Annotated in this window: 22 protein-coding genes; 12 read left to right on the top strand and 10 right to left on the bottom strand. The window is 71.2% G+C overall.

Annotated features, from left to right (window positions below):
- Nucleotides 1–9: 9 nt before the first annotated feature.
- The gene (gap, locus tag AB0F72_RS05755) at nt 10–1,023 is read right to left on the bottom strand and encodes a type I glyceraldehyde-3-phosphate dehydrogenase (protein WP_360425706.1); all 1,014 of its coding nucleotides are present in this window, start codon (nt 1,021–1,023) and stop codon (nt 10–12) included.
- Nucleotides 1,024–1,070: 47 nt separating this feature from the next.
- Nucleotides 1,071–2,036, bottom strand: coding sequence for a DJ-1/PfpI family protein (locus AB0F72_RS05750; RefSeq protein WP_360425703.1), 966 nt, complete (start codon nt 2,034–2,036; stop codon nt 1,071–1,073).
- Between the two features lie 150 nt (nt 2,037–2,186).
- On the opposite strand from AB0F72_RS05750, the gene AB0F72_RS05745 reads away from it, so the two are divergent.
- On the top strand, nt 2,187–3,197 hold the full coding sequence (locus AB0F72_RS05745; protein ID WP_360425700.1) for a LacI family DNA-binding transcriptional regulator: 1,011 nt from the start codon (nt 2,187–2,189) through the stop codon (nt 3,195–3,197).
- A gap of 16 nt (nt 3,198–3,213) precedes the next feature.
- On the opposite strand, the gene AB0F72_RS05740 is transcribed toward AB0F72_RS05745, so the two are convergent.
- Nucleotides 3,214–4,584 (bottom strand): serine/threonine-protein kinase, encoded by a 1,371-nt coding sequence (locus tag AB0F72_RS05740; protein ID WP_360425697.1) that lies wholly within the window; start codon nt 4,582–4,584, stop codon nt 3,214–3,216.
- Between the two features lie 154 nt (nt 4,585–4,738).
- On the opposite strand from AB0F72_RS05740, the gene AB0F72_RS05735 reads away from it, so the two are divergent.
- The 5 genes from AB0F72_RS05735 (at nt 4,739) to AB0F72_RS05715 (ending at nt 9,667) form a co-directional block, all read left to right on the top strand.
- A complete protein-coding gene (locus AB0F72_RS05735; protein WP_360425694.1) occupies nt 4,739–5,410 on the top strand; it encodes a hypothetical protein in 672 nt (223 codons plus the stop codon).
- A gap of 79 nt (nt 5,411–5,489) precedes the next feature.
- Nucleotides 5,490–7,307, top strand: coding sequence for a sensor domain-containing diguanylate cyclase (locus AB0F72_RS05730; protein ID WP_360425691.1), 1,818 nt, complete (start codon nt 5,490–5,492; stop codon nt 7,305–7,307).
- 150 nt (nt 7,308–7,457) lie between these two features.
- Complete coding sequence (locus AB0F72_RS05725) at nt 7,458–7,961, top strand: hypothetical protein (protein WP_360425688.1); 504 nt, start codon at nt 7,458–7,460, stop codon at nt 7,959–7,961.
- Nucleotides 7,958–8,821 carry a hypothetical protein gene (locus tag AB0F72_RS05720; protein ID WP_360425685.1) on the top strand — a complete coding sequence of 288 codons (864 nt, stop codon included), beginning with the start codon at nt 7,958–7,960 and terminating at the stop codon, nt 8,819–8,821. Before AB0F72_RS05725 ends, AB0F72_RS05720 begins: the two co-directional genes overlap by 4 nt.
- Before the next feature lie 72 nt (nt 8,822–8,893).
- On the top strand, nt 8,894–9,667 hold the full coding sequence (locus tag AB0F72_RS05715; protein WP_360425683.1) for a hypothetical protein: 774 nt from the start codon (nt 8,894–8,896) through the stop codon (nt 9,665–9,667).
- A gap of 147 nt (nt 9,668–9,814) precedes the next feature.
- On the opposite strand, the gene AB0F72_RS05710 is transcribed toward AB0F72_RS05715, so the two are convergent.
- The 7 genes from AB0F72_RS05710 to AB0F72_RS05680 are packed head-to-tail and all read right to left on the bottom strand — an operon-like array spanning nt 9,815 to nt 16,595.
- Nucleotides 9,815–10,942, bottom strand: coding sequence for an ABC transporter substrate-binding protein (locus tag AB0F72_RS05710; protein ID WP_360425680.1), 1,128 nt, complete (start codon nt 10,940–10,942; stop codon nt 9,815–9,817).
- A 55-nt stretch (nt 10,943–10,997) separates the two neighbouring features.
- The gene (locus AB0F72_RS05705; protein ID WP_360425677.1) at nt 10,998–11,753 is read right to left on the bottom strand and encodes an ABC transporter permease; all 756 of its coding nucleotides are present in this window, start codon (nt 11,751–11,753) and stop codon (nt 10,998–11,000) included.
- Nucleotides 11,750–12,508 (bottom strand): ABC transporter ATP-binding protein, encoded by a 759-nt coding sequence (locus AB0F72_RS05700; protein ID WP_360425674.1) that lies wholly within the window; start codon nt 12,506–12,508, stop codon nt 11,750–11,752. Before AB0F72_RS05700 ends, AB0F72_RS05705 begins: the two co-directional genes overlap by 4 nt.
- On the bottom strand, nt 12,505–13,347 hold the full coding sequence (locus AB0F72_RS05695) for an ABC transporter permease subunit (protein WP_360425672.1): 843 nt from the start codon (nt 13,345–13,347) through the stop codon (nt 12,505–12,507). Before AB0F72_RS05695 ends, AB0F72_RS05700 begins: the two co-directional genes overlap by 4 nt.
- Nucleotides 13,344–14,342: a TIGR03842 family LLM class F420-dependent oxidoreductase gene (locus tag AB0F72_RS05690; RefSeq protein WP_360425669.1), complete on the bottom strand. Its 999-nt coding sequence runs from the start codon at nt 14,340–14,342 to the stop codon at nt 13,344–13,346. Before AB0F72_RS05690 ends, AB0F72_RS05695 begins: the two co-directional genes overlap by 4 nt.
- Nucleotides 14,343–14,355: 13 nt before the next feature.
- Nucleotides 14,356–15,756, bottom strand: coding sequence for a dihydropyrimidinase (hydA, locus tag AB0F72_RS05685; protein ID WP_360425666.1), 1,401 nt, complete (start codon nt 15,754–15,756; stop codon nt 14,356–14,358).
- Nucleotides 15,753–16,595 (bottom strand): nitrilase-related carbon-nitrogen hydrolase, encoded by an 843-nt coding sequence (locus AB0F72_RS05680; RefSeq protein ID WP_360425663.1) that lies wholly within the window; start codon nt 16,593–16,595, stop codon nt 15,753–15,755. The genes hydA and AB0F72_RS05680 overlap by 4 nt, the downstream gene beginning before the upstream one ends.
- Before the next feature lie 190 nt (nt 16,596–16,785).
- On the opposite strand from AB0F72_RS05680, the gene AB0F72_RS05675 reads away from it, so the two are divergent.
- The 6 genes from AB0F72_RS05675 (at nt 16,786) to AB0F72_RS05650 (ending at nt 24,413) form a co-directional block, all read left to right on the top strand.
- Complete coding sequence (locus AB0F72_RS05675; RefSeq protein ID WP_360425660.1) at nt 16,786–18,162, top strand: aminotransferase class I/II-fold pyridoxal phosphate-dependent enzyme; 1,377 nt, start codon at nt 16,786–16,788, stop codon at nt 18,160–18,162.
- 22 nt (nt 18,163–18,184) lie between these two features.
- The gene (locus AB0F72_RS05670) at nt 18,185–19,480 is read left to right on the top strand and encodes an aminotransferase class III-fold pyridoxal phosphate-dependent enzyme (RefSeq protein ID WP_360425657.1); all 1,296 of its coding nucleotides are present in this window, start codon (nt 18,185–18,187) and stop codon (nt 19,478–19,480) included.
- A gap of 150 nt (nt 19,481–19,630) precedes the next feature.
- Nucleotides 19,631–20,560 carry a TIM barrel protein gene (locus AB0F72_RS05665; RefSeq protein ID WP_360425655.1) on the top strand — a complete coding sequence of 310 codons (930 nt, stop codon included), beginning with the start codon at nt 19,631–19,633 and terminating at the stop codon, nt 20,558–20,560.
- The gene (locus AB0F72_RS05660; protein ID WP_360425652.1) at nt 20,560–22,629 is read left to right on the top strand and encodes a PQQ-dependent sugar dehydrogenase; all 2,070 of its coding nucleotides are present in this window, start codon (nt 20,560–20,562) and stop codon (nt 22,627–22,629) included. Before AB0F72_RS05665 ends, AB0F72_RS05660 begins: the two co-directional genes overlap by 1 nt.
- A gap of 228 nt (nt 22,630–22,857) precedes the next feature.
- A complete protein-coding gene (locus tag AB0F72_RS05655; RefSeq protein WP_360425650.1) occupies nt 22,858–24,090 on the top strand; it encodes an inorganic phosphate transporter in 1,233 nt (410 codons plus the stop codon).
- A gap of 11 nt (nt 24,091–24,101) precedes the next feature.
- Complete coding sequence (locus tag AB0F72_RS05650; RefSeq protein ID WP_360425647.1) at nt 24,102–24,413, top strand: hypothetical protein; 312 nt, start codon at nt 24,102–24,104, stop codon at nt 24,411–24,413.
- Nucleotides 24,414–24,434: the final 21 nt, after the last annotated feature.

Raw genomic sequence — 24,434 nt, 5'->3', positions numbered from 1 at the left:
GTCTAGAGATTAATCCCGGCCGAGCAGACGCAGCGTGTCCACGACCCGGTTGGCGAAGCCCCACTCGTTGTCGTACCAGGCCACGACCTTGACCAGACTCCCGCCGTTCGTGCCGGGAGAAGCCGCGGCGGTGAGCAGCGAGTCGAAGATCGACGACGCCGGATTGCCGGTGATGTCGGTGGAGACCAGCGGATCCGAGGAGTACTCCAGGACGCCGCGCAGCGGACCGGCCGCCGCCGCCTCGAACGCGCTGTTGATCTCCTCGGTCGTGACCGGGCGCTCGACCAGCGCGTTCAGCTCGACGAGCGACCCGACCGGAACCGGCACGCGCACCGAGTACCCGGTGAGGCGGCCGGCGAGCCGGGGCAGCACGGCGCCGATCGCTGTCGCCGCGCCGGTCGTGGTGGGCGCGATGTTGAGGGCGGCGGCGCGAGCGCGCCGCAGGTCCCGGTGCGGGCCGTCCTGAAGGTTCTGCTCCTGGGTGTACGCGTGAATGGTCGTCATCGATCCCGTCTCGATCCCGGCCAGATCGTCGAGGACCGCCGCCACCGGAGCGAGACCGTTCGTGGTGCACGACGCGTTCGACACCACGTCGTGCACGGCCGGGTCGTAGTCGCCGTGGTTCAGCCCGTACGCGATGGTGATGTCGGCGCCCTTCGACGGCGCGCTGACCAGCACCTTGCGGGCGCCGGCGGTGAGGTGGGCGCGGGCGTCGGCGGCCGCGGTGAACCGGCCGGTGGACTCGACGGCCACGTCCACGCCGAGGTCCTTCCACGGCAGGCCGGCCGGGTCGCGCTCGCTGAGGACGTCGATGCGCCGGCCGTCCACGATCAGGTGGTCGTCGTGCGCCTCGACCGTTCCGCGGTACCGGCCCAGGGTGCTGTCGTACCGCAGCAGGTGGGCGAGGGTGCCGGTGTCGGCGAGGTCGTTGACGGCGACGATCTGGATGTCGGGGGAGTCGATGGCGGCCCGCAGGACGTTGCGGCCGATACGGCCGAAGCCGTTGATGGCAACTCGTGTCATGTCTTCATCCTGGGATCCGGTGGAAGACCGATAAAGACGGTCGAGCGTCAGGAAGCGACAGGATCTCGCCAGCGGAATGTCCGCCGGTACTCCGTCGGCGTCGTCGACAGCACGCGCTGGAAGTGCAGCCGCAGATTGGCGCCGGTGCCCAGGCCGACCCGCCCGGCCACCTGCTCCACCCCGAGGTCGCTCGACTCCAGCAGCGCCCGCGCGAGGTCGATCCGCGCCCGCAGGATCCACTGCATCGGCGTGTACCCGGTGTCCTCGACGAACCGCCGGCCGAAGGTGCGCTCGGAGACCCGGGCGTGCCGGGCCAGCGCGGCCAGCGTGAGCGGCTCGTCGAGGTGCTGCAGCGCCCACTCCCGGGTGGCCGCGAACACGTCGCCGAGCGGCTCCGGGAGGGTGCGGGGGATGAACTGCGACTGGCCGCCGCTGCGGTACGGCGCCGCCACGATCACCCGGGCCACCGCGTTGGACGCCTGCACGCCGTGGTCGCGCCGGATGATGTGCAGGCAGAGGTCGATGCCCGCGGCGACCCCGGCCGACGTGAGCACCTGCCCGTCGTCGACGAAGAGCACGTCGTCGACGACCTGCACCTTCGGGTACTCCCGGGCCAGCACGGGCGCGAGCTGCCAGTGCGTGGTGGCACGCCGGCCGTCGAGGAGGCCGGCCTGGGCGAGCGCGAACGCGCCGCCGCAGATGGAGACCATCCGGGCGCCCCGGAAGGCGGCGTCCCGCAGGGCGTCGAGAACGCGCTGGTCGAGCGCGCGGGCCGGATTGCGGTTGCCGGGAGCGATGACGGTGTCCGCGGTGGCGAGCGTTTCCAGGCCGGCCTCGACCACGAAACCGAGCCCGTCCCGGCCGGGGACCGGGCCGGGGGCGAGGGAGCAGTAGGTCACGTCGTACGCCGTGATGCCGTGCCGGCGCGAGAAGACCTGGGACGTGACGCCGACATCGAGCGGCGAAGCGCCGGGCAGCACCAGGACGGCGATCCGGTGGGGGTTTGCACTCACCACACCACAATGCCGGTCGCCCGCCACGACGCGGAACTGGCGGCGGGGACAGGATCCGCAAGGATCTCGCCAAGCGGGCTACCCTCTTGACGCATATGCACGTGTACCGTGTGTCGGTTGCGTGCGGCTACGCGGAAAGGACGGCCGGCGATGCGGGACGAACGGAGCCGCTCCACGGGGCGTCCGACGCTGGAGGAGGTCGCGGCCCGGGCCGGCGTCGGCCGGGGCACGGTGTCCCGTGTCGTCAACGGGTCGGCGCAGGTGAGCCCACGAGCCCGGGCGGCGGTCCAGGACGCTATCGAAGCGCTTGGCTACGTGCCGAACCGGGCGGCCCGCGCGCTCGTCACCCAGCGCACCGACTCGATCGCCCTGGTGATCTTCGAGTCCGGTGAGCGGTTCTTCGCCGAGCCGTTCTTCGGCCGGATCGTGCAGTCCATCTCCTCGGTGCTGGTGGCCCGGAACCTGCAGATGGTCCTGATGATCGCCCAGGCGCCCGAGGAGCGGCGTCAGCTGGAGGGGTACCTGACCCGTCAGCACGTCGACGGCGCGCTGCTGCTCTCGCTGCACGGCGACGACCCGCTGCCCACGATGCTGGAGGAGCGGGGTGTGCCGACCGTGCGCGTCGGCCGCCCGGCCCACCCGCAGGCGGTGAGCTTCGTCGACGCGGACAACCGCGGCGGCGCGCGCGCGGCCGTCACCTACTTGCGGGAGCAGGGGCGCCGCTGCATCGCCACGATCACCGGCCCGCTCGACATGGCGGCCGGCATCGCGCGGTACGACGGGTACCGCGACGTGGTCGGCGACGGCCCGGCCGCGCGCGGCGACTTCGGCGAGCTGAGCGGCGCCACCGCGATGGAGTGGCTGCTCCAGCAGTACCCGCACATCGACGGCGTGTTCGCGGCGTCGGACATGATGGCGGCCGGCGCGCTGCGGGTGCTGCGCCGCGCGGGCCGCCGGGTGCCGCAGGACGTCGCGGTGATCGGCTTCGACGACTCGGTGATCGCCCGGCACACCGACCCGCCGCTGACCAGCGTTTACCAGCCGATCGAGCAGATGGGCCAGGAGGTGGTCCGGCTGCTGCTGAACAAGATCGACGGCGAGGACGCGTCCGACTGGGAGACGGTGCTGCCGACCCGATTGATCCTGCGGGGCTCCGCCTGATCAAAAAAGGCCTGAGTCACGCGGCGGCGCCTTTCAGGTCGGTGAGCCGCTCCTGCAGCACCGCCGCCTGGTCGGAGGTCAGGCCACCCTCGCGGAGCCGCTGGCGCACCTTGCGGCTGAGCAGGTCGGCCCGGTCGTCCACGTCCACCTCGGACACGCCGTCCAGCTGCCCGATCAGGTTCAGGAAGTCGAGCGCGACGTCGGGCCGGATCTCGCCCGCCTGCTCGCCCTCCTGAACCGCGTCGCGGACCCGGCTCACCGCCGCCTCGACGGTGAGCGCCGACGCCTTCGCCGACGTGCCGGCGGCCGGCGGCTCCGGGGCGGCGATGGCCGGCGCCTGGCTGCTCACCGCCGGTGACGCGCTCGGCGGCGCGGCGAACTGGGCGTCGTCGCCGCCGGACTGCTGCACCGTGTTGACGAGAACCACGAACGAGCCGGCCACCACGGCCAGGCCGACGCCGAGCGCGATCCGGCGGCGGTTCACCGCGGGGTCGCCGGTCAGCCGGGGCACGACGCGGGCGCTGCCGGTCGGTGTCGGGCCGGGCAGCGGGATGGTCCGCCGGCCGGCGGTCGCGGGGATCAGCCGGGCGAGGGCCCGGCGCGCTTCGGCGGCCGAGGGGCGACGGTACGGGTCGTCGTCCAGGCACTGCTCGATGAGGTCCCGCAGCCGCGCCGGGATCGTGTCGGGCAGCCTGGCCGGGCCGTGTGCCTGCGCCGCGGCGAGCTCCTCCCAGGTGTCCACCGAGTACGGCGGCTCACCGGCCACCATCTCGAAGAGCAGCACGCCCAGCCCGTACAGGTCGGTGGCGGGTTCGGCGGGCTTGCCGTCCAGACGCTCCGGCGCCGCGTAGGCCGGGGTGCCGAACGTGGCGCCGGTGTCGTCGTCGTCCGGCTCACCGGCGGTCGCGCTGATCCCGAAGTCGAGCAGTTTCACCCCGCCCGGGCAGAGCATCACGTTGCCGGGCTTGATGTCACGGTGCACCACGCCCGCCGCGTGCGCGGCGGCCAGGGCCTCGGCCACGGCGGCGCCGATCGAGACGGCTTCGCCCCACGGCATCGGGCCGTCGGCCAGCCGGGCCGCGACGGTCTCGCCGCTGAGCAGCTCCATCACGACGAACGGCGCGACCGAGCCGTCCGGGCGGACCGCTTCGCGGTAGTCGTGCACGGCGGCGATGCCGGGGTGGGAGAGCCGGGCCGCGAGGCGCGCCTCCCGCCAGGCCAGGTGGGCGGCCCGGGTGTCGCCGGCCGGGAGCTTGACCGCGACCGGGCGGTCGAGCAGCTCGTCGGTGGTCCGCCAGACCTGTGCCATGCCGCCCGTCTCCAGCAGGGTGACGAGGCGGTACCGCGAGGCGAGGAGGATCCCCGGGACCGGCCAGACATCGTGCATGCCAGGACATTCGCCGAGTCGGGCGGACATGTCAACCGCTACGGGCACCGCAGGGCCGGAAAGGACCGCAACCGTCTCGCAACCGGGACCGATACCGGCCTGAACCCTGGTCTGCCGATCGTAGGAACTCCCCAGAACCGAGGAGTTCAGTTACATGCGTATGCGCCGCACTGCCGCCGCCGTCGTCATGGTCGCGGCCGTCACCGTCACCGCCGCCGGAACGAGCGTGGCCGCCACCGCCGCCGCGCCTGCCGCGTCCGTCGCGGCCGCGAAGAAGCCGGCCAAGGCCCCTGCCAAGGCCCCCGCCAAGGCTCCGGCGAAGGCCCCGGCCAAGGCTCCGGCGAAGGCCCCTACGAAGGCCCCGGCCAAGGCCCCCACCAAAGCTCCGGCCAAGAAGCCCGCCAAGAAGGTCAGCTTCTCGGCGCTCGGCACGATCACGGCTGTCGACACCGCGAAGAGCACCGTCACGGTCAAGGTCACCGGCGGCACCAAGGACGTCAAGGGCAAGACCGTCACGATCACCGTGCCGTCGAGCGTGGCGATCAAGCTCAACGGCAAGAAGGCCACGCTGAGCGCCCTCGGCGCGCCGCAGAAGATCCAGGTGACCGGCACGCGGGTGGACACCGCGTACACCGCCGGCAAGGTCGTGGTGACCGGCAAGAAGAAGGCCACCGCGAAGCCGAAGCCGGCGCCGACCCCCACGCCCACCAGCCCCGAGCCCACCAGCCCCGAGCCCACCACGCCCGAGCCGACCAGCCCGGAGCCGACCGAGACGCCGACCACGCCGGCCCCGGAGGAGACTCCGGAGCCCGAGGTGACCGCGTAGCGGAAAGCTAAGACCGCGCGGGTTCCGGCCGATCGCTGCGGAGACACGTGGGAGCGGAGACACGTGGGAGCAGAGACACGTGGGAACCGAACGGGGGACGGACATGCGCGGCCGGGATCCGGGTCTCCTCCTTCTCCTGCTCGGTGGCACGCTGCTGACCGGCGCCTACGCGCTGGACCTCGGCGGCCACCGGGCACAGACCCTGGTCGCCTGGCTGGTCACCCCGCTGCTGGACGTGCTGCTCTTCCTCTGGTCCCGCGCGGTGGCCCGCACGCCCGGGCTGCCGCGCCCGGCCCGGCATTTCTGGTGGGCCCTCGCGGCCGCCGGCCTGGTCTTCCTCTGCGGTGACACGGTGCAGTGCGTGGCGCTGATCGCCGATCCGCACGCCCACGGGCTCACCTTCCATCCGGCACAGAGCGCCGCCGCGCTGATCGGGCTGGTCCTGGTCTGCGTGGCGGCGCTGCGCTATCCGGCGGCGTCCTGGACCAGCGCCGCGAGCATCCGGTTCGCGCTCGACGCGGGAATCGTCGCGACGGCCGCCGCCACGGCGGCCTGGTGCCTGGTCACCGGCGGCGGCCGGGACGTCTACCTGCCGGTGGCCCTCGGCTCCGGCTTGCTGCTCTGTGCCGTCTTCCTGGTGGTCCGGATGGGCGTGAGCGGCCACAGCCCGATGTCCACCCCGGCGGCCGTGCTGATCGTCGCGTCGGTGCTGGCTCAGGTCGCCGCGACGGCGCTCGTGCCGACCCTGGACGCGGAGCACTCCCACGTGCGGCTGGTCCTCGCGTTCGCGCCGTGCGTGCTGGCGGCGGCCGGGCCGCGCGTCCAGCTGCTCGGTCGCGGGCGCGCCGCCGCGGTGCGGACGAGTGTGCGGCCGGGGCGCTGGTGGCACGGTCTCCCGCCGTACCTGGGAACTGTGGTCTGTGTCGTCGCCCTGATTCTCACCCTGACCACCGCCGGCCTGGGGCGGACCGCCTGGGGCGCGCTCGCCGGCCTGGTGCTGAACGTGGCGCTCGTGGTGGCCCGGCAGATGGTGTCGCTCGCCGAGAACAACCGCCTGGTCGACGAGGTCCGCCGGCGCGAGCAGCTGCTCGAGTCGATGCTGCGGCACTCCAGCGAGATCATCTCGATCGCCGAGCCGGACGGCGCGTTCCGCTATGTGAGCCCGGCCGTGGAACGGCTGCTGGGGCTGCCGGTCGGCTACGTGCTGGGCCGGTCGTCGCGGGACATCCTGCACGCCGAGGACGAGCAGCGGCTCGGCGCCGATCTCGATCACCTGTACCGGACGCCCGGCGCCGAGATGACCTACCAGGGGCGGTACCGGCGGTCCGACGCCACCTGGCGCTGGCTGGAGGTGCACGCCGTCAACCTCAGCCACCTGCCCGGCATCGGCGGCGTGATCTGCAATGCCCGGGACATCACCGAGTCCCGTGAGCTGCACGAACGGCTGCGCTACCAGGCCGGCCACGACGAGCTGACCGGGCTCGCCAACCGGCGCGAGTTCACCGCGGCCACCGTGGGGCTGCCGGGCGACGCGGCGGTCCTCCTGATCGACCTCAACGGCTTCAAACAGATCAACGATCGGTACGGGCATGCCGCCGGCGACGCGGTCCTCCGGCACGTGGCGGCTGTGCTGATCGAGTGCGCCGAACCGGACGACGTGCCGGCCCGGCTCGGCGGCGACGAGTTCGCGGTCCTGGCCCGCGGCGGCGGCCCGGCAGCCGATCGGCTCGCGGCGCGCCTGCGCACGGCGCTGACCCGGCCGGTCACGATCGACGGCCGGTCGGTGACGGTGGGCGCCAGCATCGGTGTCGCGTCCGGCCCGGCCTGCGACCCGGACCACCTGCTCGACACCGCCGACCGCAGGATGTACGAGGAGAAGCGGGCGTACGCCCCCTGACCCCGCCGCGCATGGCGGAACGCCCCGCCGTGCATGGCGGAACGCCCCGCCGTGCATGGCGGAACGCCCCGCCGTGCATGGCGGAACGCCTCGCCGTGTGTGGCGGAACGGCGCGGGCCACCGCCGCCGCAAGCGGTCTAAGGTACGGCGATGGACACGGCGGACGACGGCACCGGCACGGCCCGATCGCTCGCGGCCCGGCTGGAGCGGCTCACCTTCGCCGACCTCACCGAGAGCCAGGCCACGGCACGGATCATGGACACGATCGCGGAGTGGGGCGAGGAGCAGGGCTGGCGGGTCTACCGGCGTGCGCCGAGCGTGTTCCCGCTGCCGCCACCGCTGCGCGGCAACTCGGTCCTCGACGTGGCCTGCGCGCGGCCCGGCGGACCGCCGATCGCGATCGAGGTGGACCGCACCGACCGCCAGCGTACGGTCGACAAGCTGCTCGCCGAGGCCGCCGCGGGCCGTCTCGCCATCTGGGTCCGCTGGGGCGCCGGGCCGTTCCCGCCACCGCCGCTGCCGGTGCATCTGGTGACCCGGGAGGCGGCCCGCCGGTCCGGCAAGTGGCACACCGTCGCCGACCGGCCAGCGCCGCGGCACTCCGAGCGGTTACTCTCCGGTAACGTTGCGGAACTGCCCCTGGAGGAGACATGACCGAGAGCCCGTACCGGCTGGCCTGGCGGGTCACCGAGCCGATCCACGCGATGGTCTACTTCGTGCCGGAGGCGGCGGAGGCGTACGCGCGGGCCGGCGTGGACGACCCGAACGCCGGGTACTTCGCGTCCCGGGGCGCCGCGTTCGGCGCCTGCGGCCCGGGCATCGTGTCCGCGACCTTCTACAACTTCAACCCGGCCCTGGTCGCGCGGGTGCTGCCGGCGGTCTGGGCGAGCACCACCCCGGCGGCGATGCTGGCGGCCCGTCTGGAGGCGGCCGGCGCTGCTCTCACCCGCGGCCTGGGCGCCGAGTTCGTCGCCGGCCCGGAGGTCGCCGAGGCGGCGGCGCTGGCGCGGGTCGCGGCGGAGGCGGCCGCCCGGTGGCCGCAGGGTCGCGTGCTCTTCGCCGCGCACGCCGAACTGACCTGGCCCGGCGAGCCGCACCTGGTCCTCTTCCACGCGCAGATGCTGCTCCGCGAGTTCCGCGGCGACGGGCACGTGGCGGCGTTGCTGGCGGCCGAGATCAGCGGGCTGGAGGCGATCGTGCTGCACGTGGCCAGCGGGCAGATCGACGAGCGGTTCCTGCGGGGGAGCCGGGGCTGGAGCCGGGACGAGTGGGCGGCCGCGGCGGACGTGCTGCGCTCGCGTGGATTGTTGGAAGGTGACGGGCTGACCGAAAAGGGTCAGCAGTTGCGCGCCACGATCGAGGAGCGGACCGATCGGCTGGCCGAGCCGGCGTACCGGGTCCTGGGGGAGGAGAATTGTCTACGGCTCGCCGAACTCACCCGCGCGATGAGCCGTACCCTGGTAAAGGCCGGTTTCCTGGATCCTCGGCAACTCGCCTCCCGGCGAGCGGTCTGAGGATTAGGGCGGGTGAAAAGTCGCACCGCCAAGTGAGTTGTCAGTCCGTTACCGATCAGTCACGCTTAGTGCGTGACTGAACAACGGAGACACCCGGCGTCGTGGTGGGCGCAGTTCCACGAGGCCTCCGACCGCTTCGACAGCGCGTTCCTCACCGAAGGGCTCGGTGACCTCTTCAACGCGAAGATCGCGTCGCCGCTGCTGCGGCGGGAGGCCGAGATAGCCACGGACATCGTTGTCCGTCACCTGAACAAGCCGAACAGCGAGGAGCTGGCCGAGCGGGCCACCAAGGCGGTCGACCGGCTCGTCGAGACCGTGAAGCGGCTGGAGGAGCGTTCCGGCGACGCGTTCCAGCTGGGCGAGGCGCACGCCGTCTGCCACCTGCTGGAGGGCCGGTTCGCCGACGCCGCGTCGGAGGCCGAGGAGTTCCTCACCACCAAGCAGATCCTGCGGGTCTTCGTCGGCGCGCTGCGGATGGAGCGTTTCGACAACGACCTGGCGGTGCGGATGCTCGCGGCCGGGCACTCGCCGGGAGCGGCTCTCGCCTCCGGGTCGGTGGTCGGCAGGTACAGCTGGTGGCCCAGCTGGCTCCTCAAGGTGGTGCGGGACCGGGCGATGGAGGGCCGGCTCGACGAGCAGACGGTCGACGCGCTGGACCGGTTGGCGTACGCGGAGCTGAGCCCGGCCCAGGCACGCATCGCGCGCCGGCTGCTGGCCGGTGAGGAGGCGCTGGTCGAGGCCTCCGCCACCCGCCTGGAGACCCTCGACGAACGCAACGCCGCCCAGCTGCTCCGCGAGGGCGACCTGAGCGCGGTAGCCCTCGCCGCCCGCCTCATCCCCCTGTAACTCCGTCACTGGTGCTCTCCCGCGATTGCCGCCGGTGAGGGGGCAAGTGATCTGCCGACGCCCGCGGGGTTTGCGGGTGGCGGGAAATCGCCTGCCCCCTCACCGGTTACCAGGCAATCGCCGCGGAGCGAAGCGGAGCCGGCTAGCTCAGGCCCCGCCCTCCTCCAGGGTCACCGCGGCGGGCTGGAAGCCGGAGCCGGTGACGTCCACGCCGGCCGCCTTCGCGGCCTCGACCGCCTGGGTGATGTAGTCGTTGGTGTAGGCCAGGCCCTCCGGCGCCTTGGTGAGCACCGAGTCGCCGGTCTGGTTCTTGGTGGTCATCGAGATGTCCACGGTCTGCTTCCAGGCCGCCTCGTCGATCACGCCGACGCCGCCGGTGGACGGCCAGATCAGCTTGTTGACCTCGTTCATCTGCCAGAGCTGGTGGCTCTTGCCGAGCTTCGAGCCCTTCGCGACGACCAGGTCACGGCACTTCTCGGCGTTGTCCCGGCAGAACGCCCAGCCCTTGATCGTGGCGGTCAGGAACTTCACGGTCTGCTGCTGGTACGCCGTGTCGTTCAGCTTCTCGGTGTTCGCCCAGACCGCGTCCTGGAGCATCGACGACCCCTCGCTCTTCCAGTCGATGATCGAGAAGTCGTCGGCGGTGTAGAGCTTGCCGGTCGCCGGGTTCTTCGCCTCCAGCAGCTGGGCGTACTCGTTGTAGCTCATCGCCTGGGCGGCGTCGATCTCCTTCTTCAGCAGCGCCTGCATGTCGAACTGCTGCTGGACCAGGGTGACGTCCTTGCCCGGGTCGATCCCCGCCTTCGTCATGCCGGCGAACAGCTCGAACTCGTTGCCGAAGCCCCAGTTGCCGACCTTCTTGCCCTTGAGGTCGGCAGCGGTCTTGATGCCGCTGTCCGCCCACGCCACCTGGTAGGTGCCGGAGCGGGCGAAGATCTGGCCGACGTCGGTGATCCCGGCGCCCTGCTCGCGGGAGGCCAGGGCCTTCGGCACCCAGGCCACCGCGTAGTCGGCTTTGCCCTGGGCGAGCACGGTCTGCGGGACGATGTCGACGCCACCCTCCAGCAGCTCGACGTCGAGTCCCTGCTCGGCGTAGAACCCCTGGTCGACGGCGGCGATGTAGCCGGCGAACTGTGCCTGGTAGAACCACTGCAACTGGAGCTTGATCGGGGTGAGCGCGCCGCTCGCGCCCGGGGTGGCGGTGGTGGGCGTGTCGGCGGTGCCGCAGCCGGCCAGCACCAGGACGGAAGCGGCGGCAACGGAAACAAGGCGCATGGAAGCAAGGCGCATGGAAGCAAGACGCATGGAAGCAGGGCGCATAGCGGACCTCTCAGGAGATGAGCCGCTGCCGCCACGGCATGGCGAGCCGTTCCAGCAGCAGGGTGGCGAGGTAGAAGGTCAGTCCGAGGAGGCAGGCGCCGGCCACGAAGGCCCAGGCACGGGGGTACGCGGTGAACGCGGCGGCGGAGGTGATCCGCGCGCCGAGCCCGTCCTGCAGGCCGCCGAAGTACTCGGCGACCACCGCGGCGATCACGGCCAGCGACGACGCCTGCCGCAGGCCGGTGAAGAGATGGGGGAGCGCGCCGGGCAGGCGCACCTTCCGGGCGAACGTCCAGCCGCCGGCCGCGTACGTGCGCATCAGCTCCTGGTGGACCGGGTTCACCTCGCGCAGACCGCGCAGCAGGTTCAGGAAGACCGGGAAGAAGACCACGATCGCGGTGACCAGGCGGCGCGGCACGCTGCTCGTCGACTCGAACATGTTGTTGAGGATCGGGGCCAGCGCGATGATCGGCAGCGCGTTGATCACCGCGGCGAACGGGACGGAGACCTCGCCGAGGATCCGGGACCGGCTGGCGAGCAGCGCGGCGAGGATCGCGAGCAGGGTGCCGCAGACCAGGCCGACCAGGGCGTTGGTCCCGCTGGCGAGCGCCGCCTCCCACACGTTCGTCCGCTGGGCGGCCAGCTCCCGCCCGATCGCCGACGGGGCCGGCAGGATGAACGGCGCGATCCGGCCGAGCGTGACGGTGAGCTCCCAGAGGACCAGCGCGAGGATCCCGACGAGTACGGGTGGCAGCACGCGCCTCACGAGCGCAGCGCCTTGCGTACCTCGGTGATCTTTTCGAAGTAGGCCGGCGCCTGCCGTCCTGCCTCGTCCCGCGAGGGCAGTTTGACGTCGATCGCCGCGGTGATCCGGCCGGGGCGGGCGGACATCACCACCACCCGGTCGGAGAGGAACACCGCCTCGGAGATCGAGTGCGTGACGAAGACCGTGCTGGTCGCGGTCTTCGCGCAGATGGCGAGCAGCTCGGACTGCAGGCGTTCCCGGGTCATCTCGTCGAGCGCGCCGAACGGCTCGTCCATGAGCAGCAGCGGCGGCTGCACGGCGAGCGCCCGGGCGATCGCGACCCGCTGCTGCATGCCGCCGGAGAGCTGGGCCGGGTAGTGCCCGGCGAAGTCGGCGAGGCCGACCAGTTCCAGCATCTCCTCGGCCTTGGCCTTGCGGCCGGCACGGGACACGCCGCGCAGTTCCAGCGGGAGTTCGACGTTCTTCCGGACGGTCCGCCACTCGAAGAGGCCGGCCTGCTGGAACGCGATGCCGTACTCCTGTTCCCTGCGGGCCTGGGCGGCGGGCCGGCCGGCCACCGTGACAGTGCCGGTGGTCGGCGGGATCAGGTCGGCGATCAGCCGGAGCAGGGTGCTCTTGCCGCATCCGGACGGCCCGATCAGCGAGACGAACTCGCCGGGCGCGATGAGCAGGTCGATGTCGGAGAGGGCCAGCACCTCGTCGGGTCGCCCTTTGTTGAAGATCTTGTGCACGCCCTCGATCTGGACGGCGGTCATAGGGTCACCACCTCCACATGGCGTCGGTGCCTCATCAGCGGAACTTCAAGGAGACTGACGGCGCCGGCCACGAGCAGGCCGAGCAGCGCCGCGCCGAGCATGGCCGTGTAGACCTTGGCGGGATCCGAGGTGGCCTCCCGCGAGTACTCGATGATCAGGCGGCCGATGCCGCCGCGGGTGCCGGTGGAGATCTCGCCGACCACCGCGCCGACCACCGCGGCCGCGCCGGCCAGCCGCAGCGCCGGGAAGAGGTAGGGCAGCGCCGCCGGGAAGCGGAGCTTCACCAGCGTGCGCCACCACCCCGCGGCGTAACTGCGCATCAGCTCGGCGCCGCTGGCGGACGGCGACTGGAGCCCGCGCAGCATGCCCACCGCGACCGGGAAGAACGCGAGGTAGGCGGCGATCACCGCGACCGTCGCCCAGGGCGGCATGAGCACGCCGCCCCAGCCGGCGATCAGCGGCGCGAGCGCCACCAGGGGCACGGTCTGGGACAGGATCACGTACGGCAGGAGGCCGCGCTCGACGATCCGGAAGCGCTGCATCGCGACCGCCAGCACCAGCCCGATCAGCGCGCCGGCCAGGAAGCCTGCCGCGGTGATGCCGAGCGTGAAGACGCAGGCGTCCAGCACCACCTGCCAGACCGGGCGGCCGCCGGCCAGCTCGGGGGAGCCGAGCCGGTCGGCGATCGTGGCGAGGTGCGGCATCGAGAGGTCGTCGGCGCGCGGGAGCACCCGCACGCCGAACAGCACCGTCCCCTCGGGGTTGCCGACCGCCTTGTAGCCTTCCCAGAGCAGTCCTGCCACCAGCAGCCCGGCCAGTACCGAGAGGACTCTCCTCATCCGAACGCCGGGATGATCTTCTCGCCGTACGCGGCGAGGGTCTCGTCCTTGGCGTCGTGCTGCAGGTAGACCGCGAACTGGTCGACGCCCAGCTCCTTGAGCTGCTGGAGCTTGGTCAGGTGGCTCTCGGCCGGCCCGAGCACGCAGAACCGGTCCACGATCTCGTCGGGCACGAACGTGGTGTGGCTGTTGCCGGCCCGCCCGTGCTCGGCGTAGTCGTATCCCTCGCGGGCCTTGATGTAGTCGGTCAGCGCCTGGGGCACCGCGCCGCCGTCGCCGCCGTAACGGGAGACGATGTCGGCGATGTGGTTGCCGACCATCCCGCCGAACCAGCGGGTCTGTTCCCGCTGGTGCGCCAGGTCGTCGCCGACGTAGGCGGGCGCCGCGACGCAGAACTTGATCGCGTCCGGGTCCCGGCCGGCCTTGGTGGCGGCCTTCTTCACCGCGGAGATCATCCACTCGGCGATGTCCGGGTCGGCGAGCTGCAGGATGTACCCGTCGCCCACCTCCCCGGTGATGGCGAGCGCCTTCGGCCCGTACGCGGCGACCCAGACCTCCAGGCGGCTGTCCGCCGCCCAGGCGAACTGGATCTCGTTGCCGCGGACGGTGACCTTCTCGCCGTTGCCCAGACCCTTGATCACCTGGACGCTCTCGCGGAGCTGGCCGAGGGTCTGCGGGGTCAGGCCGAGCACCCGCAGCGCGGAGTCGCCCCGGCCGATGCCACAGACCGTCCGGTTGCCGTACATCTCGTTGAGCGTCGCGAAGAGCGAGGCGGTGACCGTCCAGTCCCGGGTGCCGGGGTTGGTCACCATCGGGCCGACCACGATCCGCTCGGTCGCGCCGAGGATCGCCGAGTAGACGACGTACGGCTCCTGCCAGAGCACGTGCGAGTCGAAGGTCCAGAAGTGACTGAAGCCGGCGGCCTCGGCCTTCTTCGCCCACTCGACGATCTCCAGGGCTGGTGGGTCGTTCTGAAGGACTACACCGATGTCCATGTGAGCCTTCCCCTTACACCAGGTAGTCGCTGAGGCCGCGCTTGACGTACCGGCCACGGCCGGCCCGCCCGGTGTACTCGCCACCGGAGGCGATCACCTCGCCCCGGGAGATGACGGTGTCGACCTTGCCGTCGATCTCCCAGCCCTCCCAGGCGGAGTGGTCCATGTTCATGTGGTGCGTCTCGGCGCTGATCCGGGTCCGCCCGTTCGGGTCGTAGAGCACGATGTCGGCGTCCGAGCCGGGCGCGATCACGCCCTTCCGCGGGTAGAGGCCGAACATCCGGGCCGGGGTGGTCGCGATCGTCTCGACCCAGCGGCTCAGCGACAGCTTGCCGTCGACCACGCCCTGGTAGATCAGGTCGACCCGGTGCTCGACGCTGCCGATCCCGTTCGGGATCTTGGAGAAGTCGCCGCGGCCCAGCTCCTTCTGGTCCTTGAAGCAGAACGGGCAGTGGTCGGTGGAGACCACCGACAGGTCGTTGGTGCGCAGGCCCTGCCAGAGGTCGGCGCGGTGGCTCTCGTGCTTGCTGCGCAGCGGCGTCGAGCAGACCCACTTGGCGCCCTCGAAGCCGGGCGCGCCGAGCTGGTCCTCCAGGGTGAGATAGAGGTACTGCGGGCAGGTCTCGGCGAACACGTTGCGCCCGCGGTCGCGCGCCTCGGCCACCTGCTCCAGGGCCTTCGACGCGGAGAGGTGCACGATGTAGAGCGGGCAGTCCGCCGCGACGCTGGCCAGCCAGATGGCCCGGCTGGTCGCCTCCGCCTCGAGCTCCTGCGGGCGGGTCAGGCCGTGGTGGATCGGGTCCGTCTCGCCACGCTCCAGGGCCTGCTTGACCAGCACGTCGATGGCCGGCCCGTTCTCCGCGTGCATCATGATCATGGCGCCGTTGTCGCGGGCCTTCTGCATGGCGCGCAGGATCTGGCCGTCGTCGGAGTAGAAGACCCCGGGGTACGCCATGAACAGCTTGAAGCTGCTGATCCCCTCGTTGGCGACCAGGTGGTCCATCGCCTTGAGCGACTCGTCGTCCACCCCACCGAGGATCATGTGGAAGGCGTAGTCGATGTGGCAGTTGCCGTCCGCCTTGCCGTGCCAGGCGGCGAGCCCGTCCTGCACCACCTCGCCGGTTCGCTGGACGGCGAAGTCGACGATGGTGGTGGTGCCGCCGATCGCGGCCGCCTTCGTGCCGGTGTCGAAGGTGTCGCTCGCCGCGGTGCCGCCGAACGGCAGCTGCATGTGGGTGTGCGCGTCGACGGCGCCGGGGATGACGTACTTCCCGGTGGCGTCGATGGTTTCCTCGTGATGAGGAGCGGTGCCCGGTGCGAAGAGCGCGACGATCTTCTCGCCGTCGACCAGCACGTCGGCGGGGATCGCCCCGCTGGGACCGATCACGGTCCCGCCCTTGATCAGGAAGCTCATGGCCGCACCAGGTCCCCGTAGGCGTCCGGCCGGCGGTCCCGGTAGAACTGCCAGCGGTCCCGGACCGTGGTGAGCAGGCTCAGGTCCAGGTCGCGGACGATCAGCTCCGGGTTGTGCGTGTCGCCGACGTCGCCGACGAATTTGCCCTCCGGGTCGACGAAGTAGGTCTGGCCGTAGAAATCGTTGTCACCGAGGTCCTCGACGCCGACCCGGTTGATCGCGCCGATGAAGTACTCGTTCGCGACGGCGCTCGCCGGTTGTTCCAACTGCCAGAGGTACGAGGAGAGGCCGCGACTGGTCGCCGACGGATTGAAAACGATCTGCGCGCCGTTCAGGCCCAGCGCCCGCCAGCCTTCCGGAAAATGCCGGTCGTAACAGATGTAAACGCCCACTTTGCCGACCGCGGTGTCGAATACCGGATAACCGAGGTTGCCGGGACGGAAGTAGAACTTCTCCCAGAATCCCTTGACCTGGGGAATGTGGTTCTTCCGGTACTTGCCGAGGTATTTCCCGTCGGCGTCGACCACGGCGGCGGTGTTGTAGAGGACGCCGGGCTGCTCCTGCTCGTACATCGGCAGGACCATGACCATGCCCAGCTCGGCGGCGAGGGCCTGGAAGCGCTCGGTGGTGGGACCGGGGATGGACTCGGCGTACTCGTAGTACGCGGCGTCCTGCACCTGGCAGAAGTACGGGCCGTAGAAGAGCTCCTGGAAGCAGATCACTTTCGCGCCCTGGGCGGCGGCTTCACGAGCGTAATCCTCGTGTGCCTTGATCATCGATTCCTTGTCGCCCGTCCAGGTGGTCTGGACGAGGGCGGCGCGGACGACGCTGGTCGTCATTGCGGCCCCTCTCTTTTGATCTTTCGCACGCGCAGTGCGCCAGGAAAAGCGCCTGTGATCGTGTGTTTACTCCTCGGTGTGTGTCCTGCGCCAGGGGTTGCTTGTCCCGGCCGGATGCCGTAGGACACTAACGACACACATTGAGGCGAACAATTGCCCGAACGTTACGGAATGTTTCGGAGAGGATAATTTGCTGACTCTGATCACCGGGGCGGTTCAGGACCGCAGCGCGCGGGGCATCGCGGCGGCCGTGAGCCGGCTGATCACCGCCGGGCGGCTGCCCGCCGGGATCCGGTTGCCCACCGTGCGCTCGGTCGCCACCGAACTCGGTGTCAGTCCCACCACGGTGAGCGAGGCATGGCGCAGCCTGATCCTGGCCGGGGCGATCCAGACCCGCGGCCGGTCCGGCACGTTCGTCTCCGGTCCGCTGCCGCCCCGGGAGCGGCTGCGATACACCCAGCTCGGCGGGGTCAGCGTGACGCTGCCGAGGGACCTGTCCACCGGCGTGCCGGACCCCGCGCTGCTGCCCGACCTCAGCGAGGCGCTGCGCCGGATCGGCGACGGGCGGTGGGCCGGCAGCTATCTCGACGACCCGGTGCTGCCGGAGCTGGAAGCGGTGCTGCGGGAGCGGTGGCCGTACCCGCCGGAACGCCTCACCGTGGTGGACGGCGCGATGGACGCCCTGGACCGGATCGCCGGCGCGACCCTGCGGTTCGGCGACCACGTGCTCGTCGAGAACCCGGCGTTCGCGCCGCTGCTCGACCTGCTCCAGGCGGTCGGCGCCACCGTGATCGGCGTGCCGCTGGACGCCGGCGGGCTCGATCCGGCGGCGCTGCGCCGGATGTTGCGCGAGTACCGGCCGGTCGCGCTCTTCCTCCAGCCCCGCGCCCAGAACCCGACCGGGACCAGCATGGACCCGGGCCGGGCGCGGGAGCTGGCCGAGATCCTGCGGCACGCGCCGAACGTCCTGGTCGTCGAGGACGACCACGCCGGCGACATCGCCACCGCGCCGCCGGTCAGCATCGGCACGCACCTGCCCGGCCGGACCGTGCACGTCGCCAGCTTCTCCAAGAGTCACGGGCCCGACCTGCGGCTCGCGGCGGTGGGCGGCCCGGCGCACGTGATCGACGCGGTCTGCGACAGGCGGCTGCTCGGTCCCGGCTGGTCCAGCCGGCTGCTGCAACACGTACTGCTGGACCTGCTCACCGACCGGCGGGTGATCGCCCAGGTCTCCGCCGCCCGGGAGACCTACGCGGCGCGTCGCGCCGCCCTGCTGGCCGTGTTGCACGCACGCGGCGCCGAGGCCACCGCGGCCGACGGCATCAACCTGTGGATGACCGTTTCCGATCAGCAGAGCGCGATGGTCGCCCTGGCCGCGCACGGCGTCGCGGCGGCGCCCGGCGCGCCGTTCTGCGTCGGCCCGCTGCCCGCCGACCACCTGCGGATCACCGCCGGCCTGGTCGCCGGCGGCTACGACGACCTGGCCGGGGTGCTCGCCTCGGCCGCCTTCCCGACCAGCCGCGGCAGCGGCCGGCGCGGCCAGGGACATCCCCACGGCTGGCGCTGAATTCCTGAGGAGGAGAGACCGGATGAGTCTGCTGGAACGGCATCGAGCGGTCATGCCCGGCTGGATGCCGGTGTACTACGGCGACGACGCGATCGAGATCGTGTCCGGACGTGGTCGTCACGTCACCGGCGCTGACGGCCGCACCTACCTGGACTTCTTCGGCGGGGTGCTGACCACGATGATCGGTTACGACATCGCCGAGATCAGCGACGCGGTCCGCCGTCAGATCGGCACCGGCGTCGCGCACACCTCCACGCTCTACCTGATCCGGCAGCAGGTCGAGCTCGCCGAGAAGATCGCCCGGCTCTCCGGCATCCCGGACGCGCGGGTCTTCTTCACCAACTCCGGATCCGAGGCGAACGAGTCGGCGCTGCTCTTCGCCGCGAACGTGCGCCGTTCCAACCAGATCCTGGCGATCAAGAACAGCTACCACGGCCGGACGTTCGCCACCATGGCCGTGACCGGGCACCGGAGCTGGTCGTCGAGCTCGCTCAGCCCGCTCACGGTGAACTGGCTCTCCTCCGCCGACCGGCTGCGCGGCCGGATGGCCGGGCTGTCCGGCGGCGACCTGCTCGACGCGGCCGTCGACGACCTGCGCGAGGTGCTCGCCACGGTCACCGCGGGCGACGTGGCGGCGCTGATCGCCGAGCCGATCCAGGGGGTCGGCGGGTTCGTCCACGGGCCGGACGGGCTGCTCGGCGCGTACCAGAAGGTCCTCTCCGAATCCGGCATCCTGCTGATCGCCGACGAGGTGCAGACCGGCTGGGGCCGCACCGGCGAGCACTTCTGGGGGTACCAGGCGCACGGCGTCGTCCCGGATCTGATCACCTTCGCCAAGGGGATCGGCAACGGGTTCGCGCTCGGTGGCGTGGTCGGCCGGGCCGCGGTGATGAACGCGGTGCCGGCGATCAGCTTCTCCACGTTCGGCGGCAACCCGGTCAGCGCGGCGGCCGGCAACGCGGTGCTCGACTACGTCCTCGACCACGACCTGCAGGGTAACGCGCAACGGGTCGGATCGATCCTGCTCGGCGGCCTGCGCGAGATCACGGCGCCGATCGTCGGCGAGGTGCGCGGACGCGGGCTGATGATCGCCGTCGAGTTCGTCCGCCCCGGCACCACCGAGCCGGACCCGGCCGCCACGCTGCGGGTCTTCGACAGGTGCCGGGAGGGCGGGCTGCTGGTCGGCAAGGGCGGGCTCTACGGCAACGTGATCCGGCTCGGCCCGCCGCTCACGCTCACCGTGGAGGAGGCCCGTTCGGGCCTTTCCGTGCTGGCCGACGCGATCGCGGCGACCGACGCGGAAGCCCGTATCTCCTGATCAGGACCGGCGAACCCCGCGGCGCGGCGGCGGGGTTTTGCTGTGTGTGCGGGAACTTTTGCTTGATCTGAAGAAACTTAGCTTCACTGTGGACGAAACACCTCGGTAACCTCTCGATTCATGTAGATGGATCGATAAGGGGGGACCGCAATGCCGCAGTCACTCAGTCGCCGCGGGCTGCTCGGCGCCGCCGCAGCGGCCGGAGCCGCCGGTGCGCTCGCCACACCCGCGGCCGCCGCCACCGCCGGATCCGGGGGACACGGAAGGCTCAGCCGCGTACCACGGGACCAGATCAGCGTGCAGCTCTACACGCTGCGCAACCAGCTCGCCATCGATCTGGAGGGCAGCCTCGCGGAGCTCGCCGAGATCGGGTACACCCGCATCGAGCACGCCGGCTTCGTCGGCCGCACCGCCGCGCAGTTCCGCGCCGCCCTCGACAACGCCGGCCTCCGCGCCACCTCCGGGCACGTCGGCATCCCGCAGCCGTTCAACGCCGACACCTGGAAGCGCGCCCTCGAGGACGCCGCGATCGTCGGCAACAAGTTCATCGTCCACCCGTTCTTCGGCCAGGGCCCGACCGGCCCGATCCGGGACGCGGCGGTCTACCGGGCCTTCGCCGCCGACCTCAACAAAGCCGGAGCGCTGGCCCGCCAGGCCGGGCTGAGCTTCGGCTACCACAACCACCACGCCGAGTTCTTCCCGCAGACCCAGAACGTCCGGCCGGGCACCCGGGTGACCGGATTCGACATCCTCACCGGCGAGACCGACCCGCGTCTCGTGCACCTGGAGGTCGACCTGTTCTGGGCGTACCGCGGGGCCAGCGACCCGGTCGACCTGATCAAGAAGCATCGCGGGCGGATCCGCCAGGTCCACGTCAAGGACCTGGACGCCAACGCCAGCTTCGCCGACCCCGGTGACGGCCTGATCGACTTCGGCCGGATCTTCGAGCACTCCCGTGAGGCGGGACTGGTCGAGTACATCGTGGAGCGTGACGACGCCGGCTCTCCGCCCCGGACTCCCGCCGACGCCCTGGTCACCGCTCAGCGCGGATACGCGTACCTGAAGGGGCTCCGTTTCTGATGTTGCGCCGACTCGCAGTTCTCACGCTCGCCGGAGCAGCCGTCCTGGTTGCCCCGGCCGTGGCCGTCGCCCATCCCGGGCACGACCTCCCGCCGTCCTCCGACTTCCAGAAGGTCACCCTCGACGACTTCCCGGGCGAGCCGATCGCGCTCGCCGTGCTGCCGGACCGGCGGGTGCTGCACACCGCCCGCACCGGCGAGGTACGCATCCACGAGCCCTCCACCGGCCGCAACGTCCTCGCCGCCACGATCCCGGTCTACCTGCACGACGAGGAGGGCGTGCAGGGCATCGCGATCGACCCGGACTTCCAGCACAACAAGTGGGTCTACGTCTACTACTCGCCGGTGCTGAACACGCCGACCGACGACCCGGCGACCCCCGGGGTCAACGAGGGCGACGCGCCGGCGGAGGGCACCGCCGCCGACTTCGCGCCGTTCAAGGGGCACCTCCAGCTGTCCCGGTTCAAGCTGGTCGGCAACACGCTGAAGCTGAACACCGAGCAGAAGATCCTCCAGGTGCCGACCGACCGCGGCCAGTGCTGTCACGTCGGTGGCAAGATCGATTTCGACCGGGCGGGCAACCTGCTGCTCTCCACCGGTGACGACAGCAACCCGTTCTTCTCCAGCGGGTACGCGCCGATCGACGAGCGGGCGAACCGCAACCCGGTCTTCGACGCGCAGCGCACCTCCGCCAACACCAACGACCTGCGGGGCAAGCTGCTGCGGATCAAGGTCGGCCGGGACGGCCGGTACACCGTGCCGCGCGGCAACCTGTTCAAGCCGGGCACCCCGAAGACCAAGCCCGAGATCTACGCGATGGGCCTGCGCAACCCGTTCCGGTTCACCGTCGACCCGGACACGAACGTGGTCTACATGGCCGACTACTCACCGGACGCGCAGGCCGCGAACCCGGCGCGCGGACCGGCCGGGCACGGGCGGTGGATGGCGATCGACAAGCCGGCGAACTACGGCTGGCCGTACTGCGTGCAGCCGGACATGCCCTACGTCGACTACGACTTCGCCACCGGCGTCTCCGGGGCGCCGTTCAACTGCGCGGCGCCGGTCAACGAGTCGCCGAACAACACCGGGCTGCGCAACCTGCCGCCGGTGGAGCGGGCCGAGGTCGCCTACTCGTACGGGGCCAGCGCCCAGTGGCCCGAACTCGGCACCGGTGGCATCGGCCCGATGGGCGGGCCGGCCTACGACTACGACAAGCGGCTGCGCTCGCCGATCAAGTGGCCGGAGACGTTCGACGGCCTGCCGCTGTTCGCCGAGTGGACCCGGGACTACGTGAAGGCGTTCCACCTGGACCGCCGCAACCAGGTCACGCAGATCGACCCGGTGCTGCCGGAGCTGGTCTTCGACAACCCGATGGACCTGGAGTTCGGCCCGGACGGCGCGCTCTACGTCCTGGAGTACGGCGACGGGTACTTCGCCGAGAACCCGGACGCCCAGCTCTCCCGGTTCGACTACGTCCGCGGCAACCGGACGCCGATCCCGCGGGTCACCGCCACGCCCACCTCGGGTGAGGCGCCGCTGACCGTGTCGTTCTCCAGCGCCGGCACCGTCGATCCGGACGGCGACGCCCTGCGGTACGCGTGGGACTTCGACGCCGACGGCCGGGTCGACTCGCGGCAGCCGAACGCCACGTACACGTTCACCGAGAACGGCAACTACCGGCCGGTCCTCAAGGTCACCGACAGCACCGGACGGTCCGCGTCCGCCGAGGTGATCCTGCCGGTCGGCACCCTGGCCCCGGCCGTCGAGTTCGTGACGCCGGTCGAGGGGCAGCCGTTCCAGTTCGGCGACACGGTGAACTACGAGGTGCAGGTCACCGACGACCAGCCGGTGGACTGCGCGCGGGTGACAGTGACGTACATCCTCGGTCACGCGGAGCACGGTCACCCGCTCTCCACGTCGGCCGGCTGCACCGGATCGATCACGACGTTCGTGGACCCGGGGCACGCCGGGGCGGAGGGGCTGACGGCGGTCTTCGTGGCCTCGTACACGGACACCGGCGCCCCGCCGCAGACCGGCACCGCGGAGGTGGTCCTGGAGCCCACTGAGTGATCGTTGCTCGTCGATGCCGGCCGGACCACTGGGTCCGGCCGGTATTGCGTTACCGTCCGAACGTACATAAAGAAATGTTCATGCGTCGTGCGTTGACATCACGCACAGATGCCGATGCGATCACCGTCCGTTCATATTTGGAAAACGGCAGGTAAACGCGAGCGGAACCTTGTACATGTGCCGCTCACCCTCTGGCCGCCGCGCGGGTGTGTCGGTCACGATCACGGCGTGACAGAAACATCCGTGATCTTGGCGCTGGTGGTCCTCACGGCCCTGGCCTTTGATTTCACCAACGGGTTCCATGACACCGCGAACGCGATGGCCACCTCCATCGCGACAAAGGCGCTACGGCCCAAAACCGCCGTCGCGCTCTCCGGGATCCTGAACCTGGTCGGCGCCTTCCTCTCCGTCGAGGTCGCGCTCACCGTCACCAACGCCGTGGTCAAGATCCAGGACAAGACCGGCGCGCCGAAAACCGAGCTCCTCGCCGACGGCGGCAGCGGTCTCCTGTTGATCATCCTGGCCGGTCTGGTCGGTGGCATCGTCTGGAACCTGCTGACCTGGCTGGTCGGCCTCCCCTCCAGTTCCTCGCACGCGCTCTTCGGGGGCCTGGTCGGCGCGACCATCGCCGGCCTCGGCTGGGGCGGCGTCAACTGGAACGGCGACGGCTCGAAGCTGGACGGCGTGGTCGGCAAGGTGCTGCTGCCGGCGGTGCTGTCCCCGGTCATCGCGGCCGTCGTCGCCGCCGCCGGCACCTGGATCATCTTCAAGATCACGGCGGGTGTGGCGGCGCGCTTCACCGACAAGGGCTTCCGCTGGGGCCAGATCGGCAGCGCCTCGCTCGTCTCCCTGGCGCACGGCACCAACGACGCGCAGAAGACCATGGGCGTGATCACGCTGGCGCTGATCGCGAGCGGCCACTGGAGCGACACCGCGAACATCCCGCTCTGGGTCAAGGTGTCCGCCGCCTTCGCCATCGCGCTCGGCACCTACCTCGGCGGGTGGCGGATCATCCGTACCCTCGGCAAGGGTTTGACCGACATCAGCCCGCCGCAGGGCACGGCCGCGCAGTCCGGCGCCGCCGCCGTCATCCTGGCGTCCAGCCACCTCGGGTTCGCGCTCTCCACCACGCACGTCGCCACCGGCTCGGTGCTCGGCTCCGGCCTCGGCCGTCCCGGCGCCACGGTCCGCTGGGCGGTCGCCGGCCGCATGGTCGGCGCCTGGCTGATCACCCTGCCCGCGGCCGGCCTGGTCGGCGCGCTGATGTGGTGGATCGGTGACGCGGTCGGCGGGATGGCCGGCGCGCTCGTGGTGTTCACCCTGCTCGTACTGGTCTCGGTCGGGATGTGGCTGCGGTCGCGGTCCGGCCGGGTCGACGCGGACAATGTCAACGACGAGTGGGACGGCAGCGAGATCTCCGCGATCTCCGAGAAGCCCCCCGTCCCGGCTCCGGCCAGCTGAGAGAGGCGACCATGCACAACCTCGGATTCGCCCTCGACGGCGCCTGGCGGGTACTCCTCGCCGGACTGCTCCTCGGCGCCGGCCTGCCGGTGCTCTTCGCCCTCGGCATCCGCTCGCTCGCCTGGGGCGCCGGCGAGGCCACGGTCAGCGAGAGCGGGGTCACCGTGGCCGGCAACCGCCGCCCGCTCGGCACCGTGATCGGCTACCTGCTCTTCGCGGTCGTGGTGCTGGGCGTGCTGCTCGGCCTGCTGTTCATCGTGGCGAGCGGCTTCGGCTACAAGCTGGACTTCTCGGGAATTCTCCCGACATTGGTCGAGAAATAGTTCTTGAGGCCCGGCGCGTTC

Source organism: Actinoplanes sp. NPDC023936, from assembly GCF_040639325.1.
Lineage (GTDB): Bacteria > Actinomycetota > Actinomycetes > Mycobacteriales > Micromonosporaceae > Actinoplanes.
Note: the sequence above shows the minus strand (reverse complement) of the source record. Positions and strands in the feature narration are given on the sequence as shown.

Coding starts and splice junctions, on each gene's coding strand:
- gap (WP_360425706.1), bottom strand. CDS start 1,023: ATGACACGAGTTGCCATCAACGGCTTCGGCCGTATCGGCCGCAACGTC.
- AB0F72_RS05745 (WP_360425700.1), top strand. CDS start 2,187: ATGCGGGACGAACGGAGCCGCTCCACGGGGCGTCCGACGCTGGAGGAG.
- AB0F72_RS05740 (WP_360425697.1), bottom strand. CDS start 4,584: ATGCACGATGTCTGGCCGGTCCCGGGGATCCTCCTCGCCTCGCGGTAC.
- AB0F72_RS05735 (WP_360425694.1), top strand. CDS start 4,739: ATGCGTATGCGCCGCACTGCCGCCGCCGTCGTCATGGTCGCGGCCGTC.
- AB0F72_RS05725 (WP_360425688.1), top strand. CDS start 7,458: ATGGACACGGCGGACGACGGCACCGGCACGGCCCGATCGCTCGCGGCC.
- AB0F72_RS05720 (WP_360425685.1), top strand. CDS start 7,958: ATGACCGAGAGCCCGTACCGGCTGGCCTGGCGGGTCACCGAGCCGATC.
- AB0F72_RS05710 (WP_360425680.1), bottom strand. CDS start 10,942: ATGCGCCTTGTTTCCGTTGCCGCCGCTTCCGTCCTGGTGCTGGCCGGC.
- AB0F72_RS05700 (WP_360425674.1), bottom strand. CDS start 12,508: ATGACCGCCGTCCAGATCGAGGGCGTGCACAAGATCTTCAACAAAGGG.
- AB0F72_RS05695 (WP_360425672.1), bottom strand. CDS start 13,347: ATGAGGAGAGTCCTCTCGGTACTGGCCGGGCTGCTGGTGGCAGGACTG.
- AB0F72_RS05690 (WP_360425669.1), bottom strand. CDS start 14,342: ATGGACATCGGTGTAGTCCTTCAGAACGACCCACCAGCCCTGGAGATC.
- hydA (WP_360425666.1), bottom strand. CDS start 15,756: ATGAGCTTCCTGATCAAGGGCGGGACCGTGATCGGTCCCAGCGGGGCG.
- AB0F72_RS05680 (WP_360425663.1), bottom strand. CDS start 16,595: ATGACGACCAGCGTCGTCCGCGCCGCCCTCGTCCAGACCACCTGGACG.
- AB0F72_RS05670 (WP_360425657.1), top strand. CDS start 18,185: ATGAGTCTGCTGGAACGGCATCGAGCGGTCATGCCCGGCTGGATGCCG.
- AB0F72_RS05665 (WP_360425655.1), top strand. CDS start 19,631: ATGCCGCAGTCACTCAGTCGCCGCGGGCTGCTCGGCGCCGCCGCAGCG.
- AB0F72_RS05660 (WP_360425652.1), top strand. CDS start 20,560: ATGTTGCGCCGACTCGCAGTTCTCACGCTCGCCGGAGCAGCCGTCCTG.
- AB0F72_RS05650 (WP_360425647.1), top strand. CDS start 24,102: ATGCACAACCTCGGATTCGCCCTCGACGGCGCCTGGCGGGTACTCCTC.